Below are 15370 nucleotides of genomic sequence, written 5' to 3' on the forward strand. Positions count from 1 at the left end.
ACCAACCCGATGCAAACTCCGAATACCAGTGAGTGCAATCATGGGAGACACACGGCGGGTGCTAACGTCCGTCGTGGAAAGGGAAACAACCCAGACCGCCAGCTAAGGTCCCAAAGTTATGGTTAAGTGGGAAACGATGTGGGAAGGCCCAGACAGCTAGGAGGTTGGCTTAGAAGCAGCCACCCTTTAAAGAAAGCGTAATAGCTCACTAGTCGAGTCGGCCTGCGCGGAAGATGTACCGGGGCTAAAACCATACACCGAAGCTGCGGATGCGTGTTTACACGCATGGTAGAGGAGCGTTCTGTAAGCCGTCGAAGGTAAACCGGGAGGTTTGCTGGAGGTATCAGAAGTGCGAATGCTGACATGAGTAACGATAAGGGGAGTGAAAAACTTCCCCGCCGGAAACCCAAGGTTTCCTGTTCTATGCTAATCAGAGCAGGGTGAGTCGGCCCCTAAGGCGAGGCAGAAATGCGTAGTCGATGGGAAACAGGTTAATATTCCTGTACCTGACATTGTTGCGACGGAGTGACGGAGAAGGCTAAACTAGCATGGCGATGGTTGTCCATGTTTAAGGTGGTAGGCTGAGGACTTAGGCAAATCCGGGTCCTTAAGGCTGAGAGCTGATGACGACGAACTACGGTTCGGAAGTAGTTGATGCCCGGCTTCCAGGAAAAACTTCTAAGCTTCAGGCAATGTGAGACCGTACCCCAAACCGACACAGGTGGGTAGGTAGAGAATACCAAGGCGCTTGAGAGAACTCAGCTGAAGGAACTAGGCAAAATGGTACCGTAACTTCGGGAGAAGGTACACCGCTGGTGGTGATAGTCCTCGCGACTTAAGCTGCTGGTGGTCTAAGAAACCAGATGGCTGCGACTGTTTATTAAAAACATAGCACTCTGCAAACACGAAAGTGGACGTATAGGGTGTGACGCCTGCCCGGTGCCGGAAGGTTAATTGATGGGGTTATCTTCGGAGAAGCTCTTGATCGAAGCCCCGGTAAACGGCGGCCGTAACTATAACGGTCCTAAGGTAGCGAAATTCCTTGTCGGGTAAGTTCCGACCTGCACGAATGGCGTAACGATGGCCATACTGTCTCCAGCTGAGACTCAGTGAAATTGAAATTGCGGTGAAGATGCCGTATACCCGCGGCTAGACGGAAAGACCCCGTGAACCTTTACTATAGCTTCACACTGGACTTAGAACCTGCTTGTGTAGGATAGCTGGGAGGCTTTGAAGCGGTGACGCCAGTCATCGTGGAGCCAACCTTGAAATACCAGCCTGGTATGTTTTGAGTTCTAACTCAGTCCCATTATCTGGGACGAGGACAGTGTGTGGTGGGTAGTTTGACTGGGGCGGTCTCCTCCCAAAGAGTAACGGAGGAGCACGAAGGTACCCTAATCCCGGTCGGAAATCGGGAGTTTAGTGCAATGGTATAAGGGTGCTTAACTGCGAGACAGACACGTCGAGCAGGTGCGAAAGCAGGTCATAGTGATCCGGTGGTTCTGTATGGAAGGGCCATCGCTCAACGGATAAAAGGTACTCCGGGGATAACAGGCTGATACCGCCCAAGAGTTCATATCGACGGCGGTGTTTGGCACCTCGATGTCGGCTCATCACATCCTGGGGCTGTAGCCGGTCCCAAGGGTATGGCTGTTCGCCATTTAAAGTGGTACGCGAGCTGGGTTTAGAACGTCGTGAGACAGTTCGGTCCCTATCTGCCGTGGGCGTTGGAAATTTGAGGAGAGCTGCTTCTAGTACGAGAGGACCGAAGTGGACGAACCTCTGGTGTTCGGGTTGTCACGCCAGTGGCATTGCCCGGTAGCTATGTTCGGACAGGATAACCGCTGAAAGCATCTAAGCGGGAAGCCCCCTCCAAGATAAGATTTCCCTAGAGCTTTAAGCTCTCATAAGGAACGTTGAAGACTACGACGTTGATAGGCTAGGTGTGTAAGTGCAGTGATGTATTGAGCTAACTAGTACTAATGATCCGAGAGGCTTGACCATATAACACCCAAGCGGTTTGCTAAGGCAAATTGAGGTGTGTTGATACACGAATTGAAGAATTGATAGTGACTAAAGAAACCTTTATTGCTTGACTCGTTTTATTTTAAATTGCAAAGCATTTGGTTTATCGCGTAGCGATAAGCACAACAGTTTTGCCTGGTGACATTAGCGAACGGGAACCACCTGATCCCATCTCGAACTCAGAAGTGAAAACGTTCAGCGCCGATGATAGTGTGGGGTTTCCCCATGTGAAAGTAGGTCAACGCCAGGCATTTATTTAAGAAAAAGCCCAGCCGAAAGGTTGGGCTTTTTTGTTTGGGAAACCCCTGATTGTTTATTTTGTGTGGGTTTTGCGAGTCGTCGCACCGCCCAGGTGAAAGTAGGTCAACGCCAGGCATTTATTTAAGAAAAAGCCCAGCCGAAAGGTTGGGCTTTTTTGTTTAGGAAACCCCTGATTGTTTATTTTGTGTGGGTTTTGCGAGTCGTCGCACCGCCCAGGTGAAAGTAGGTTAACGCCAGGCATTTATTTAAGAAAAAGCCCAGCCGAAAGGTTGGGCTTTTTTTTGTCTAGAAAAAACGTTAATAAGAAACTGAACAAAGAACGCTTTTATAGCTATTCTTACTCAAGTTATTGACATCATTCCTAGGGCGTCTTATCAGTTAGCAAAAGGAGATTTTAATCTTCAGCCTTTGTTGCTTCAAAGACTGAAAGATAAAATAGTGTTCTAAGGGAAAATAGAGCTATAAAGGCAGGCTGATTAAGGTATTTGAATTTTAGGTTCGGCACCCTGGCCAGGCACAACAATTTTAGACGCTTGCTCGCGCTGATACTCTTGTATTTCACGCATGGTGTTTTCCATACTTTCTTTAGCAGCGTTAGGGAAAGCTTCTATTGCTTGAGCTAAATCTTCTGCTATTAGTTCGAAGTTTAGCGGGATAGCTCCAGCAGGGGTCATTACTTGTGATTGTCCAAAAAATGAAACTTGGCGTGTCGTGTCTGTTTCGCCATTTGGAGTCACTGGCGTAAGCATACGGATGCTTCCAATTTTTTGATCGGTAAAAACTTCTTCTTTTACTAAGCTATTTAAATCGATTTTGATTTCAGGGAGTTCTTGGTTCATAGTATTCTCTAATATATGTGTTAGTAGTGTATTATAATGGACTCAAGGTTATTAATCTATTGAGTGATAATTGAAAAGTGAGTAGGTTAGGCGTTTCTATTGAGTTATAAGGCTGTACAAGTGAGTGAGCAAAGTAGTGATTGGTATATTTATATAATAATCTGCACTAATTCATATTTTTATACTGGTATCACAACTAATTTAGACAGACGATTTAAGGAACATTTAACAGGTAAAAGAGGCGCTAAATATTTCAATCTCAATAAACCAAAGGAATTAGTTTTCGCGCAGCAAGTCGCTTCGCGCTCAGAAGCTTCAAAGCTAGAATATCGAATTAAAAAGCTTACTCGTAAAGAAAAAATCGCATTAATAAACTCCCCAATAAATAGATTAAATGGCAGATTAGTATAAGTTATTATTTATGGACCTAGAAAAGGCAATATACCTAGCTAATACTCAACTAAATGACCTAACTCAGGATTATCCTTTCTTAGCGACCTGGAAAATTGGGTTTGATAACGCAAAGCGAAGAGCTGGTCTTTGTGATCTAAATAATAAAATAATCAAACTAAGTCGAGTACATATAAGGTTAAATGAAGAGGCGATGGTTATGGATACCATTCTTCATGAATTAGCCCATGCAATTTGCTTTCACTTATATAAAGAAGTAGGGCACGGCAGACGATGGAAAGAGGTTGCTAAAATGTTAGGGGCCACGCCAAAAGCAACTGGAAATTTCAATCTTCCCGACACTCCCTGGTTATTAGTGCATTGGTGTAAAAGAACTAATCAATTAGCGCAAGTTGGTCAACGCTATCGACGAAGTAAAGGTATAAAACGATATTACCTAAAAGGGAGACCTGAATCTCAAGGAGAGCTTTACTTTATTAGTCGCTCAGAGTTTAGGCATTATGAAACTGGCTTGCTTAAGCTGCAAGAATTGAATTTAACTCAGTAATGAGCTGTTAGTACTGCTTCTTTTGCTAACAACTCATTATAGGTAGGCACTAAGCAGCCACGCTAAAAGACTGAATAGAAAGCGGGCGCCTTTGAGGGTTAATTTCATTAGAGAAAGCTTTTATTTCGTTTATTTGGTTCATAATAGAAAAGGCCTTCTCCAACACAACTTTTCCTTCTTGGGTAATTCCCGCTAAATTTTTACCATTTCGAGAAAAAATTTGGATTCCTAATTCTTCTTCTAAAAGCCTTAGTTGCTTACTAACGCCTGGTTGAGAAGTATAAAGCCGCTCTGCAGCTTGAGTTATATTTAAGCCGCTCTCAGCAATTGCTAGAATAAAGCGTAGTTGTTGTAGTTTCATTTTATCGCCTCTGTTATGTTGAAAAAGTAAAGTTAAAAAAAAACGCCACTGAGAAAATCTAAGTGGCGTTTTTAAAGGATTTGTTAAGTTAAATCTTCAGGACACCACCCAGTCTCTACGTTTTTTTGTAAAGAGCATGTGTTTAAACATAGAGACTAACCAAGCACATGCGCACGCAATCACAGGCATAATGCAGGTAATTGTTGCCGCTGGAGCTGATGTTAGGTTAGCTGGTGATGTTTTCATGTTCATTTCTTTAAGTTTAAATCTTCTGGTTAAGTGTTTTCGTCAATTGGGTTCTTTACATCCAAAGATATATTTATTTGCAGCTTTAACTTAATGTTAGCTATCGTATATCTGTTTTTAGCGATTTATTCATGAAGCAATAATAGCGCTTATTTAAATTATGAAACTTTTATAACAGGCAGGGAGAATGAGGTCAAGTAAACATAAGATAACAAAAGGTTATATAATGGAAGAAATAACCAAAAATTATGCGTTTGTTAGCTGACTTTAGTCTATTCTAACGCCTTTTGCTAAATCTAGAATAATTTAATCATGAGAGAACTAAATGAGTAAATACAATGTCACTATCGTTGGAGCCACCGGAGCAGTTGGTCAAGAAATTATTAAGGTGTTGGCAAAACGAGATTTCGCAGTTAAAAAACTAACGCTTTTAGCTTCCAAACGTTCTGTGGGTAAAGAGTACCATACCGCTTTTGGCGTGCTAAAAGTTGAGGAGTTTCAGCCGCAGGCATTTGCAGACCAAGATTTTGTATTTTTTGCTACCAGTGGAGAGCATGCAAAAGCTAATGTTCCGGCTGCGGTTAAAGCTGGGGCGATAGTGATAGATAACAGTAGCGCTTTCCGGTTAGATGATAATGTTCCGCTTGTAGTTCCTGAGGTCAATCCAGAGGCTGCATTCAATCATAATGGCGTTATCGCAAACCCTAACTGTTCTACCATTCAAATGGTGGTAGCCTTAAGCCCGTTACATCGTGAATCACGCATAAAGCGCATAATCGTATCAAGTTATCAGGCGGTGTCGGGCGCAGGGCAAGCCGCTATTGACGAACTCAGTCAACAAACCAAAGCGCTAGCTGAAGGTAAAGAGTTAAAAGTTGAAAATTTCACAAAGCAAATTGCCCTTAATGTTATTCCGCACATCGACTTATTTCAAGATAATGGCTATACCAGAGAAGAGATGAAGTTAGTTAATGAGACGTGGAAGATTTTAGCAGATCCCAGTATTAAAATTAGCGCAACTTGTGTGAGAGTACCTGTGTTAAGAGCCCACTCTGAAGCAATCAATGTAGAGACTAATGACTATATTGGCGAAAAGAGAGCGCGCCAACTTTTTGAAGAGAGTAAAGATATTACGCTAATTGATAGTCGATCCGATGGTGGTTACCCCACACCAGCAGAATGTAGCGAAACCATGACAACCTATGTGGGTAGGGTACGCGAAGACATATCCTGTGAAAACGGGTTAGCTTTATGGTGTGTAGCTGATCAGCTTTGGAAAGGTGCTGCGCTTAATGCTGTCCAAATAGCAGAATTGTTAGTTAGAGAAAACCCATGAAAGTACTTAAGTTTGGTGGCACGAGTCTAGGCGAGCCGGCGAGAATGCAAAGAGTTGCCGATATTGTAACTTCGCAAGGTAAAACCTTCGTTGTTCTTTCTGCGGTTGCTGGAACGACAGATGCGTTAGTTGAAATTGTTGAGTCGATACGCGAAGGTGATATTCACAAAGCGTCTAACTTAATTGAAACGCTATTAAATCAATACCAAGTTTATCTAGTTACGCTTTTTAAGCCAGAAAGCCAAGCTCTTTTAAACAATGCTTTAGATTACATTGAAACTCAGTTTGAAGAATTAAAAGTCATCGCGCAACAATCCTTTGTCGCCTCGACAGAATTTCAAGTTTTAGCCAAAGGCGAAATGATCTCAACGTTTTTGTTTAGTCTGTTGTTACAAGAAAGAAATGTATCAGTAAAATTATTTTCAGTTTTAGACGTATTGAGGCTTAGCCGGGCGAACCAGCCAGACACTGATTATTTGAAAGAAAGATTAAAAGCACTGCTAAATGCTAATGAAGCGGTAGATGTGTGGGTTACTCAGGGGTTTATTTGTAGAAACGCTTTTGGTGATATTAGTAACTTAAAACGCGGAGGAAGTGATTATTCGGCTTCGTTAATCGCTGCAGCTATTCAGTCAAACGAGGTTCAAATTTGGACCGATATAGATGGAATGCATAATAACGATCCTCGTTTTATTCAAAAAACTCAACCGATACGTGAGCTCTCATTTGATGAAGCGGCTGAGTTGGCTTATTTTGGAGCAAAAATTCTTCATCCAAGTAGTATTAAGCCGGCTCGCCAAAATAATATCCCTGTTAAGTTACTCAATACGCTACAACCCCATGCTGTTGGAACGGTCATTTCCAACCGGACAAATGCGTCGCGTATTAAAGCAGTGGCGGCAAAGAGTGGAATTACTGCAATTAAGATTAAGTCAAGCGAGATGTTGCAAGCGCCAGGTTTTTTGCGCCGCGTATTTGAGGTTTTTGAGTTGTTTCATACTTCAATTGATGTAATTACAACTTCAGAGGTCGCGGTTTCGGTCACCATCGACGATACCAGCCATCTACAACCGATTGTAAATACCTTAGCAGAATTTGGGACCGTTGAGGTCGATCAAAACCTCGCAATTATTTGTGTTGTTGGCAATTTTGTTGCTGAAAGTACGGGTATTGCTTGTCAAGTTATTCAATCATTAAAGCAAATACCTATTCGGATGATTTCCTACGGTGGCAGCGCGCATAATATTACTTTACTGATATCTAATGAAAATAAAGTTCAAGCATTGCAAGCATTACATGAGGGATTATTCGATGACTGCTAGTTTAGTTAATGCTATTCCTAAAGATAAAGAAACACCCTATTACTTCTATGATATCGATCTTTTAAATGAAACATTGCAGCAAGTAGTAAGTTTGGCGGAAAACTATCAATTTGACGTTCACTATGCGGTAAAAGCCAACGCTAATGTTGAATTATTAGAGCTTTTTAATCAAGCAGGACTTGGAGCTGATTGTGTCAGTGGTAATGAAGTTGCGTTAGCTGTAGAAGTAGGTTTTCATCCAAATAAAATTTTGTTTGCTGGTGTAGGCAAAACTGACAAAGAAATAAAACAAGCACTTAAGCATAAAATAAAGGCTTTTAATGTTGAGTCCATTCAAGAAATTGAAGTGATCAACGAGTTAGCAAAAGAGGCTGGAGTGGTAACGGAAATAGCGTTAAGAATTAACCCTAATGTTGATGCTAAAACTCACAAATATATAACCACTGGGTTAGATGAAAATAAGTTTGGAATCAATCAACAAGATTTAGTAGAAATCATTCACATTTTGCCTAGTTTGTCGAATCTTAAGCTTACCGGACTACACTTTCATATTGGTTCACAAATAACTGATCTTAATGTTTTTAAAGGGCTTTGTTTAAGAGTTAATGAAATACAAACATGGTTTAATGAAAATGGTATTGCGATAGAGCACCTAAATGTGGGCGGTGGACTTGGTATTAATTACGATAATCCAGACAAAGAACCAATTGCTAATTTTGAAGAGTACTTTGCTATTTTTGACCGTTTTTTAAAGCGTAACAAAGATCAAAAAATTCACTTTGAACTGGGGCGATCTATTGTTGCTCAGTGTGGCAGTTTAATTACAAAAGTTGTATTTGTTAAGCCAGGGATTAATACTAATTTTGCTATTTTAGATGCAGGAATGACCGAGCTAATGCGGCCTGCGTTATATCAAAGTTTCCATAAAATTGAGAATTTGTCTTCGACCAAACCTTGCAAGCTTTATGATGTTGTCGGCCCTATTTGTGAATCGTCTGACTGTTTTGGTAAAGCGATAGAGTTGCCCTTAACCCAACGAGGTGATTTGATTGCGATTCGCAGTGTAGGTGCTTATGGTGAAGTAATGATGTCTAACTATAATTTAAGAGATCGCTATTCGGCGTTTTATTATCGACAAAAACTGAGTTAAAAGTACGACCGGCTCTCTGCCAGTCGTACTTAACCAATTTTATTTTAAAGATGGAAGTTTTAAAGAATGCGCGAAGTGATTGTAGCTGCCTTCAAGTATTAGCTCTTTAATTCCTTCTATATCGCTAGCCATATAACGATCCTTTTCATAAAACGCAGCTTTAGTTCGGGTGACTTTTATGGCTTCTTCACCTTGCTTAGAAGTTGTTAATGGAGATCTAAGTTCAACGCCTTGCGCCGCACATAAAATTTCAACAGCAATAACTCCTGCTAAATTATCGCTCAGCTCGACTAATTTACGAGCAGCAAAGGTAGCCATGCTAACATGATCTTCTTGATTTGCAGAGGTAGGTAAGCTGTCAACTGAAGCCGGGTGGGCTAAAGTTTTATTTTCACTGGCTAACGCGGCTGCGGTCACTTGTGCGATCATAAAACCTGAATTTACTCCGCTATCATTTACCAAAAAAGGCGGTAGTTGGCTTAAATGTTTGTCAAGCAATAAAGCAATTCTTCTTTCGCTGATAGCACCTACTTCTGCTGCAGCAATAGCAAGGCTATCGGCCGCAAGCGCGACGGGTTCTGCATGAAAGTTTCCACCGGAAATTATGTCGCCTTGATCTGAGAAAACTAATGGATTGTCTGAAACTGCGTTAGCTTCGGTCAGTAATACACTTGCCTGAAATTTTATTTGATCTAAGGCCGCACCCATTACCTGAGGTTGGCAACGCAGCGAATAGGGATCTTGTACTTTACTGCAATCAGCGTGACTATTAAGCAATTCACTTCCAGCTAAGAACTCGCGGTATGCTTTTGCCGTTTCTATTTGGCCTTGGTGACCTCTTACCTGATGAATTCGAGCGTCAAATGGGGCTATGCTTCCAAGTGCTGCGTCAACAGATAGGCATCCAGCGACAAACGCTGATGCAAAGCAATTTTCTGTTTGAAATAAGCCTGCTAATGCAATTGCAGTAGAAGCTTGAGTTCCATTTAATAGCGCCAGACCTTCTTTGGCTGCGAGCTGCAATTTGTCAATTTTAACTTGTTTTAAGGCGCTTTCTGCTGAAACCCGTTGCCCCTTGAAAAACACTTCGCCAACACCGAGTAGCATACAGCTCATATGTGCTAGTGGAGCTAAATCGCCTGAAGCACCGACCGAACCTTTCGCTGGTATAACGGGGTATATGTCGTGATTGATTAAGTCAATAAGGGTTTGTATCACTTGAAGTCGGATCCCAGAATACCCCTGTGACAAACTGCTTACTTTTAACGCAATTAGTAATCGTGTCGTGTCTTTATCCAGAGCTCTGCCTACACCTGCCGCGTGTGATAAAACTAAGCTTTCTTGAAGTAGCTGAAGCTTATCATCTGGAATACTAGTTGAAGCTAGCAGACCGAAGCCAGTATTAATTCCATAGACAGTTCTTTTTTCGTCAATAACGTCTTGAACCGTTTGTGCTGATGCATTGATTGCATTAAAAGCGCTTTTGTCTAAAGCAAACTTAACAGGGTTAGTATAAATATATCTACAGTCTTTGAGGCTCAGTTGGCCAGGCTTAATGGTAAATGTTGTCATTATATTATCTCTATAATAGGGTACTAGGCTAAATCGATTTTCAGTATTTAATGCTTTTTAAATAACCCACTGAGTTTTATCGATCTAGCATAGGTAAGTTTAAGTTATTTTCACGGGCACATTGCTTGGCGATTTCATAGCCAGCATCGGCGTGGCGCATGACGCCAGTAGCTGGATCATTCCAAAGTACTCGGTTAATTCTTGCGGCCGCTTCGTCACTTCCATCGCAACATATTACTATCCCAGAGTGCTGTGAATACCCCATTCCTACACCACCGCCGTGATGCAAAGAAACCCAAGTTGCACCGCTGGCAACATTTAACATTGCGTTTAACAATGGCCAGTCAGATACGGCGTCTGATCCATCTTGCATGCTTTCTGTTTCGCGGTTAGGGCTTGCTACGCTGCCAGAGTCAAGGTGATCTCTGCCGATCACAACAGGCGCTTTTAACTCGCCATTTTTTACCATTTCATTAAAAGCTAAACCTAATTTATGTCTAAGACCGAGGCCTACCCAACATATTCTGGCAGGTAATCCTTGAAAGCTAATTCTTTCTTTAGCCATATCTAACCAATTATGTAGGTGAGGGTCGTCAGCAATAATCTCTTTTACTTTGGCGTCTGTTTTATAGATATCTTCAGGATCACCTGACAATGCTGCCCAGCGGAAAGGGCCAACACCCCGGCAAAATAATGGTCGAATATAGGCTGGAACAAAACCAGGAAAGTCAAAAGCAGCTTTCACACCTTGGTTATAGGCTTCTTGACGAATATTGTTGCCATAATCGACAGTAGGAATACCGTCGTTAAAAAAGTCGAGCATTGCCTGCACTTGGATGGCCATAGATTTTCGTGCTTCAGTCGCGACTAATGTTGGGTTTTGTTGAGCTTGTTTACGCCACTCTTCAACGCTCCAGCCAATAGGCAGATAGCCGTTTACTGGATCATGAGCAGAAGTTTGATCGGTGACTAAGTCTGGCTTAATGCCCCGTTTGTGCAGCTCTGGAAATACTTCTGCTGCGTTACCCAAAAGACCAATAGAAATTGCTTCACCGTTTTCTATGGCTTGGTTTAGCATGCTCATGGCTTCATCGATTGAAGTTGCTTTCTTGTCTAAGTATCGGGTTTGTAATCTAAAGTCAATTCGGGTTTCGTCGCACTCAACTGCGATCATACAGTAGCCGGCCATGGCAGCTGCTAAGGGTTGCGCTCCGCCCATTCCACCAAGTCCGCCCGTGAGGACCCATTTTCCTTTGGTGTCACCATTAAAGTGTTGGCGTCCTGCTTCTACAAAAGTTTCATAGGTACCTTGCACGATTCCCTGACTGCCGATGTAAATCCATGAGCCAGCAGTCATTTGACCGTACATCATTAAGCCTTTTTTATCTAACTCATTAAAGTGTTCCCAGTTTGCCCATGCCGGCACTAAGTTTGAATTCGCAATTAGTACTCTCGGCGCGTCGGCGTGAGTCTTAAAAACACCTACAGGCTTTCCAGACTGTATTAATAGTGTTTCGTCATTTTCTAAAGATTTCAGTTGTTCAACTATTTCATCAAAACATTGCCAGTTACGAGCTGCTCTACCAATTCCTCCATATACCACCAGTGCGTTAGGGTTTTCAGCAACTTCCGGATCTAAGTTGTTCATTAGCATTCTTAAAGGCGCTTCTGTGAGCCATGACTTAGCTGAAAGCGTGCTGCCAGTAGAGGCTTTTACAATGCGTTTTGGGTCTAACCTAGGATCGTTCATTACTTACTCCTAACTCTTTATAAATGGTTGAACTGTTTAAGGGGTGAATTTAGTGCCAAGACGATATCTTTTACCGGGGTGATATAAACGGGCATAACTAACAAGCTGCCCATGACACCAAGTTTTTCTTTCAAGCAATAAAATGGCTTCGTCGTCACTTACTTTTAACTCTTCTCTTATTTCATCGTCACCAATAATCGCTTCAATTAAATGTTCTGCTTCTGTTACTGGTGCAATAGAAAACAAGTATTCGCTCGGGGTCAATGCTTCAAAGTCTTGTGCTAAGTAATTGGGAGCTGCGTCTAAATTAACCCAGCGCATTTCTAACTGTAGAGGCTCGTGGTCTTGAAAATGAAGCACTTCAGAAAATGCGCAGGCTTGACCTGTCTCTATTTGCAGAATTTGAGCAATTTTCTGATCTGCAGGCTGTTCGCAAGACTGGATTAATCGCGCTGAATGCTCATGACCTAACTCTCTAATTTCGGCAGAAATACTCCTAATTTGTAGTACAGATGATTGCTGCTTTTCTTCAGCAACAAAGCTACCTTTGCCTTTTATTCTAACCAAGGTACCTTCAAAGTAGAGTTCTTGTAGTGCTCTACGAGCAGTCATTCTGCTTACCTTACAAAGATCAACAAGCTCATTTTCCGATGGCACGCGTTGGCCCGCGCTCCACAGCTGCTGACTAATACCATCGAGAATGTAGTTTTTGACCTGAAGATAACGGCTACTTGATTTTTTCATGAGAGGAATTATCCAATAGTTAAGTTGTATATACAAGTTGTTTTTTGTGCTTTATTATTGTGATACATTCTAGCTTATTCTTTGGTATAGTTGTCGCGTTTGGACTGGCTCAACTAAAATAAACTGCTCGAAATTAAGGAAAACCAGCAATATGTCGTCGAATGAGATTTATAATTACTTAGTTGGTAATTGTCCTATTTTAATATCTATGCCACATAATGGCACGGCGATACCCGCAGAGATTGCCGCTACTATGCAGCCCGATGCGCTGCAAGTCGTTGACACTGATTGGTATTTAGACCGTCTCTATCGTTTTGCACATGAACTAGGTTGTTTTGTCTTAAAGCCTAACTTTTCTCGTTATGTGATTGATCTAAACCGTCCGGAAAGTGATGAATCACTTTATCCGGGAGCAGATACAACAGAGCTTTGTCCAACGACTCAGTTTTCTAAAAAGCCAATTTACCTCAATGAGTTACCGAGCCAGGCAGAAATCGAACGTCGTAAAGCGCTTTATTGGCGGCCATATCATCAGCAGTTAGCGGAAAGCGTTCAGCAAATTGCATCGCAATATGGTAAATGCGTCTTATTTGAAGCTCATTCAATAAAGTCGGTTGTACCGAGGTTTTTTGATGGAAAGCTTGCCGATTTTAACTTTGGGACCAATGGAGGTAGAAGTTGCAGTCCCAAGCTTGGGGATTTACTGACTAGTTGGCAGCCGCCGCAAAACTACTCTAAAGTAATCAATCAACGTTTTAAAGGTGGCTATATCACTCGTCATTATGCTAACCCAACAGCCTCAATAGAAACGCTCCAATTAGAACTTTCTCAAGCGACCTATATGAACGAAGAGCGGCTCGAATATGATCCTAGTAAGGCAAAACAAGTCATTCCAGCGCTAACATCGCTAATCCAAACAATAAAAAAATACGTATCTGCTGAATAGTATTTATATTTTCTATACATAAGCTACTATTATTAAATTATGCGCCATTTAAAACGAATAAAAGTTTACTGCGAAGACTTGCAACCCGGTATGTTTGTTGCTGCTCTCGATCGAGATTGGTCTGAATCTAACTTTTTATTGCAAGGTTTTACCATCGAAGGGCAGGTCGATATCGACGCTGTTGCTAGGCAGTGCGAATTTGTCTATGTAGACTTTAAGTCTGACGAGCAGTTTAAGCTTTATAAGCTAAAAACCACAAAGTCAGAAACCTATAAGAAAAAAATACAAGAATCTGTTGATAGCTCAACATTTAACTTGCGTGCTAAATTGAAACCAGCTTTTCTTAACCGCAAAAAAACCAGTAACTTGTTAACCAGTGTAATGGATAAAATTATGCTGGGCGAAGACTTTGAAGTGCAGGGGGTTAGAACAGCAGTTCAAGAAAATGTTAAAAGCGTACTGCATAACCAAGAAGCCATGTTGATGCTTACGATGTTAAAAAATCAGCATGAAGATGTCGCTCAACATTCATTTAATGTCAGTGTTTTGGCGATTGGATTTGCGTCATATTTAGGTTATTCGGAAGAAGCTTTGGAAGATATTGGTATGGCTGCTTTATTACATGATATTGGACAAGTAAAAGTAGATAAAATATTATTAAATAAAGCGGGTAAATTAAATGCTAACGAAAGAGAAGCGGTTGAGCAACATGCTAAATTTGGTTTTGACATTTTAGCGGGCAAAGAAGGTCTAACGCCTTCTTGTCTTGATGTTGTTTATTCACACCACGAGCGATTAAATGGTAGTGGCTATCCTCGAGGGTTAAAAGAAAATCAAATTACTAAGAATGTGAGAATTGTTAGTATTATTGAGGTATTTGAGTCGTTAACGAGTCAACAGGCCTATCGCAAAGGTTTGTCTATATTAGACTCATATAAAATGTTAATGGCCGAGAAGTCGAGCCATTATGATGAGTCTCTTATTTTAAAGTTTATCAAATGGCGCAGTATCTATCCTCCTGGGGCGATAGTAGAAATGCAAAATGGTGAAGTAGGAATTGTTGTTAGTGCGAACCGCGAGCATAAACTCAAGCCTAAAGTTTTACTGGTTTTAAACGAATATAAACACCCTCGAAAAGAGAAACTTGTAGATTTAAATAAAATGGCACTTGACCCAGAATCTAAGCCCTATAAGATCAGCAAAGTTTTTGAAAACATGGCTTTTGGCATAGACTTGCAGTCTTATGCTGATAAAGGGCTTAATATTCAATTTTAAAATTCAAACAAGCCACAAGGCTTGACTAATTTCAAAGGGCTAGATGATGCAAAGCGTTTTAAATAGAATGCTCAAACAACTATCGGAAGAAGACAAGGCCATTTTTGAGTCACTTTCTGATAAGTTAAAAGCCATAGATGGTGATTTTTCGAAGCTGTCAACTGAAGACAGAAAGCTTATTGCGGAAATGGAAAGTAAATATGCTGAGAAAATTAAAGCAGCCCACCAACAAGAAACTGAGGCGGCTACAGAAGTTGCCAGTAACCTTTTAAATTTACCTTTTGCACAGCATGTAAGGCAGATTCTAGCCCGAGACCTTGGTGACAAGTTTCCGTTGGAGGAAGACGCTGTTGCTTTTGTTTTTGAGAATAAATGGTTGCCCTTAGATTGCCAAGATCCTGCTTTGGTTAATGAGCTTTTTACTCGGTTTGAACAAGATATTAGTGAAGCTAATCAGTGGCGAGAAGACCTTCTGGCGGTTGATGCGGATAAAAAAATGGCGGTTGGGTTAGCTTGGTTTATGGTTATATTTCAGTTTCATAAACGATTGTCCGAAGGTAGCTAACAAATTTTCATTGCTAGGCT

The 15370-nt window shown here is 41.4% G+C and carries 13 protein-coding genes and 2 rRNA genes (1 of these 15 cut by a window edge); 10 read left to right on the forward strand and 5 right to left on the reverse strand.

Annotated elements, in window-relative coordinates; genetic code table 11:
• Together ACUR5C_RS06165 and rrf are read left to right on the forward strand one after the other, a co-directional pair.
• Positions 1 to 2004 (forward strand): 23S ribosomal RNA (locus ACUR5C_RS06165) (it extends 888 nt beyond the left edge of the window).
• A 155-nt stretch (positions 2005 to 2159) separates the two neighbouring features.
• A 5S ribosomal RNA gene (gene rrf, locus ACUR5C_RS06170) occupies positions 2160 to 2275 on the forward strand.
• 487 nt (positions 2276 to 2762) lie between these two features.
• Here rrf and ACUR5C_RS06175 read toward each other — a convergent pair.
• Positions 2763 to 3125, reverse strand: coding sequence for a hypothetical protein (locus tag ACUR5C_RS06175; RefSeq protein WP_454467482.1), 363 nt, complete (start codon positions 3123 to 3125; stop codon positions 2763 to 2765).
• Between the two features lie 120 nt (positions 3126 to 3245).
• Here ACUR5C_RS06175 and ACUR5C_RS06180 point away from each other — a divergent pair, with 120 nt between their 5' ends.
• A complete protein-coding gene (locus ACUR5C_RS06180) occupies positions 3246 to 3536 on the forward strand; it encodes a GIY-YIG nuclease family protein (RefSeq protein WP_454467483.1) in 291 nt (96 codons plus the stop codon).
• A 10-nt stretch (positions 3537 to 3546) separates the two neighbouring features.
• A complete protein-coding gene (locus ACUR5C_RS06185) occupies positions 3547 to 4083 on the forward strand; it encodes a SprT-like domain-containing protein (protein ID WP_454467484.1) in 537 nt (178 codons plus the stop codon).
• A gap of 49 nt (positions 4084 to 4132) precedes the next feature.
• On the opposite strand, the gene ACUR5C_RS06190 is transcribed toward ACUR5C_RS06185, so the two are convergent.
• A complete protein-coding gene (locus ACUR5C_RS06190; RefSeq protein ID WP_454467485.1) occupies positions 4133 to 4444 on the reverse strand; it encodes a LysR family transcriptional regulator in 312 nt (103 codons plus the stop codon).
• 571 nt (positions 4445 to 5015) lie between these two features.
• Here ACUR5C_RS06190 and ACUR5C_RS06195 point away from each other — a divergent pair.
• From ACUR5C_RS06195 to lysA, 3 genes are read left to right on the forward strand one after another with little or no spacing between them, the layout of a single operon-like run.
• Positions 5016 to 6026 (forward strand): aspartate-semialdehyde dehydrogenase, encoded by a 1011-nt coding sequence (locus tag ACUR5C_RS06195; RefSeq protein ID WP_454467486.1) that lies wholly within the window; start codon positions 5016 to 5018, stop codon positions 6024 to 6026.
• Positions 6023 to 7348: an aspartate kinase gene (locus tag ACUR5C_RS06200; RefSeq protein ID WP_454467487.1), complete on the forward strand. Its 1326-nt coding sequence runs from the start codon at positions 6023 to 6025 to the stop codon at positions 7346 to 7348. Before ACUR5C_RS06195 ends, ACUR5C_RS06200 begins: the two co-directional genes overlap by 4 nt.
• The gene (gene lysA, locus ACUR5C_RS06205; RefSeq protein WP_454467488.1) at positions 7338 to 8498 is read left to right on the forward strand and encodes a diaminopimelate decarboxylase; all 1161 of its coding nucleotides are present in this window, start codon (positions 7338 to 7340) and stop codon (positions 8496 to 8498) included. The genes ACUR5C_RS06200 and lysA overlap by 11 nt, the downstream gene beginning before the upstream one ends.
• 39 nt (positions 8499 to 8537) lie before the next feature.
• Here the strand turns inward: lysA and hutH are convergent, their stop codons facing one another.
• The 3 genes from hutH to hutC form a co-directional block, all read right to left on the reverse strand.
• On the reverse strand, positions 8538 to 10070 hold the full coding sequence (hutH, locus tag ACUR5C_RS06210) for a histidine ammonia-lyase (RefSeq protein WP_454467489.1): 1533 nt from the start codon (positions 10068 to 10070) through the stop codon (positions 8538 to 8540).
• A gap of 76 nt (positions 10071 to 10146) precedes the next feature.
• Positions 10147 to 11820, reverse strand: a complete 1674-nt coding sequence (gene hutU / locus ACUR5C_RS06215) for a urocanate hydratase (RefSeq protein WP_454467490.1) — start codon at positions 11818 to 11820, stop codon at positions 10147 to 10149.
• Positions 11821 to 11856: 36 nt separating this feature from the next.
• Positions 11857 to 12564: a histidine utilization transcriptional repressor HutC gene (gene hutC, locus ACUR5C_RS06220; protein WP_454467491.1), complete on the reverse strand. Its 708-nt coding sequence runs from the start codon at positions 12562 to 12564 to the stop codon at positions 11857 to 11859.
• 151 nt (positions 12565 to 12715) lie between these two features.
• On the opposite strand from hutC, the gene hutG reads away from it, so the two are divergent.
• Genes hutG through ACUR5C_RS06235 form a run of 3 tightly spaced genes read left to right on the forward strand, consistent with a single transcriptional unit; the run spans position 12716 to position 15350 of the window.
• Positions 12716 to 13510, forward strand: coding sequence for an N-formylglutamate deformylase (gene hutG / locus ACUR5C_RS06225; RefSeq protein WP_454467492.1), 795 nt, complete (start codon positions 12716 to 12718; stop codon positions 13508 to 13510).
• Positions 13511 to 13549: 39 nt separating this feature from the next.
• On the forward strand, positions 13550 to 14785 hold the full coding sequence (locus ACUR5C_RS06230) for a cyclic di-GMP phosphodiesterase (RefSeq protein ID WP_454467493.1): 1236 nt from the start codon (positions 13550 to 13552) through the stop codon (positions 14783 to 14785).
• A 46-nt stretch (positions 14786 to 14831) separates the two neighbouring features.
• Complete coding sequence (locus ACUR5C_RS06235; protein ID WP_454467494.1) at positions 14832 to 15350, forward strand: hypothetical protein; 519 nt, start codon at positions 14832 to 14834, stop codon at positions 15348 to 15350.
• The last annotated feature ends 20 nt before the right edge of the window (positions 15351 to 15370 follow it).

The sequence above is a fragment of the Aliikangiella aequoris genome, assembly GCF_053709105.1.

Bases quoted from the DNA above. Each gene is read 5' to 3' on its own strand.
- lysA (WP_454467488.1), top strand. From the start codon at position 7,338: ATGACTGCTAGTTTAGTTAATGCTATTCCTAAAGATAAAGAAACACCC.
- ACUR5C_RS06185 (WP_454467484.1), top strand. From the start codon at position 3,547: ATGGACCTAGAAAAGGCAATATACCTAGCTAATACTCAACTAAATGAC.
- ACUR5C_RS06235 (WP_454467494.1), top strand. From the start codon at position 14,832: ATGCAAAGCGTTTTAAATAGAATGCTCAAACAACTATCGGAAGAAGAC.
- hutG (WP_454467492.1), top strand. From the start codon at position 12,716: ATGTCGTCGAATGAGATTTATAATTACTTAGTTGGTAATTGTCCTATT.
- ACUR5C_RS06190 (WP_454467485.1), bottom strand. From the start codon at position 4,444: ATGAAACTACAACAACTACGCTTTATTCTAGCAATTGCTGAGAGCGGC.
- hutU (WP_454467490.1), bottom strand. From the start codon at position 11,820: ATGAACGATCCTAGGTTAGACCCAAAACGCATTGTAAAAGCCTCTACT.
- ACUR5C_RS06200 (WP_454467487.1), top strand. From the start codon at position 6,023: ATGAAAGTACTTAAGTTTGGTGGCACGAGTCTAGGCGAGCCGGCGAGA.
- ACUR5C_RS06230 (WP_454467493.1), top strand. From the start codon at position 13,550: ATGCGCCATTTAAAACGAATAAAAGTTTACTGCGAAGACTTGCAACCC.
- ACUR5C_RS06195 (WP_454467486.1), top strand. From the start codon at position 5,016: ATGAGTAAATACAATGTCACTATCGTTGGAGCCACCGGAGCAGTTGGT.
- hutH (WP_454467489.1), bottom strand. From the start codon at position 10,070: ATGACAACATTTACCATTAAGCCTGGCCAACTGAGCCTCAAAGACTGT.
- hutC (WP_454467491.1), bottom strand. From the start codon at position 12,564: ATGAAAAAATCAAGTAGCCGTTATCTTCAGGTCAAAAACTACATTCTC.
- ACUR5C_RS06175 (WP_454467482.1), bottom strand. From the start codon at position 3,125: ATGAACCAAGAACTCCCTGAAATCAAAATCGATTTAAATAGCTTAGTA.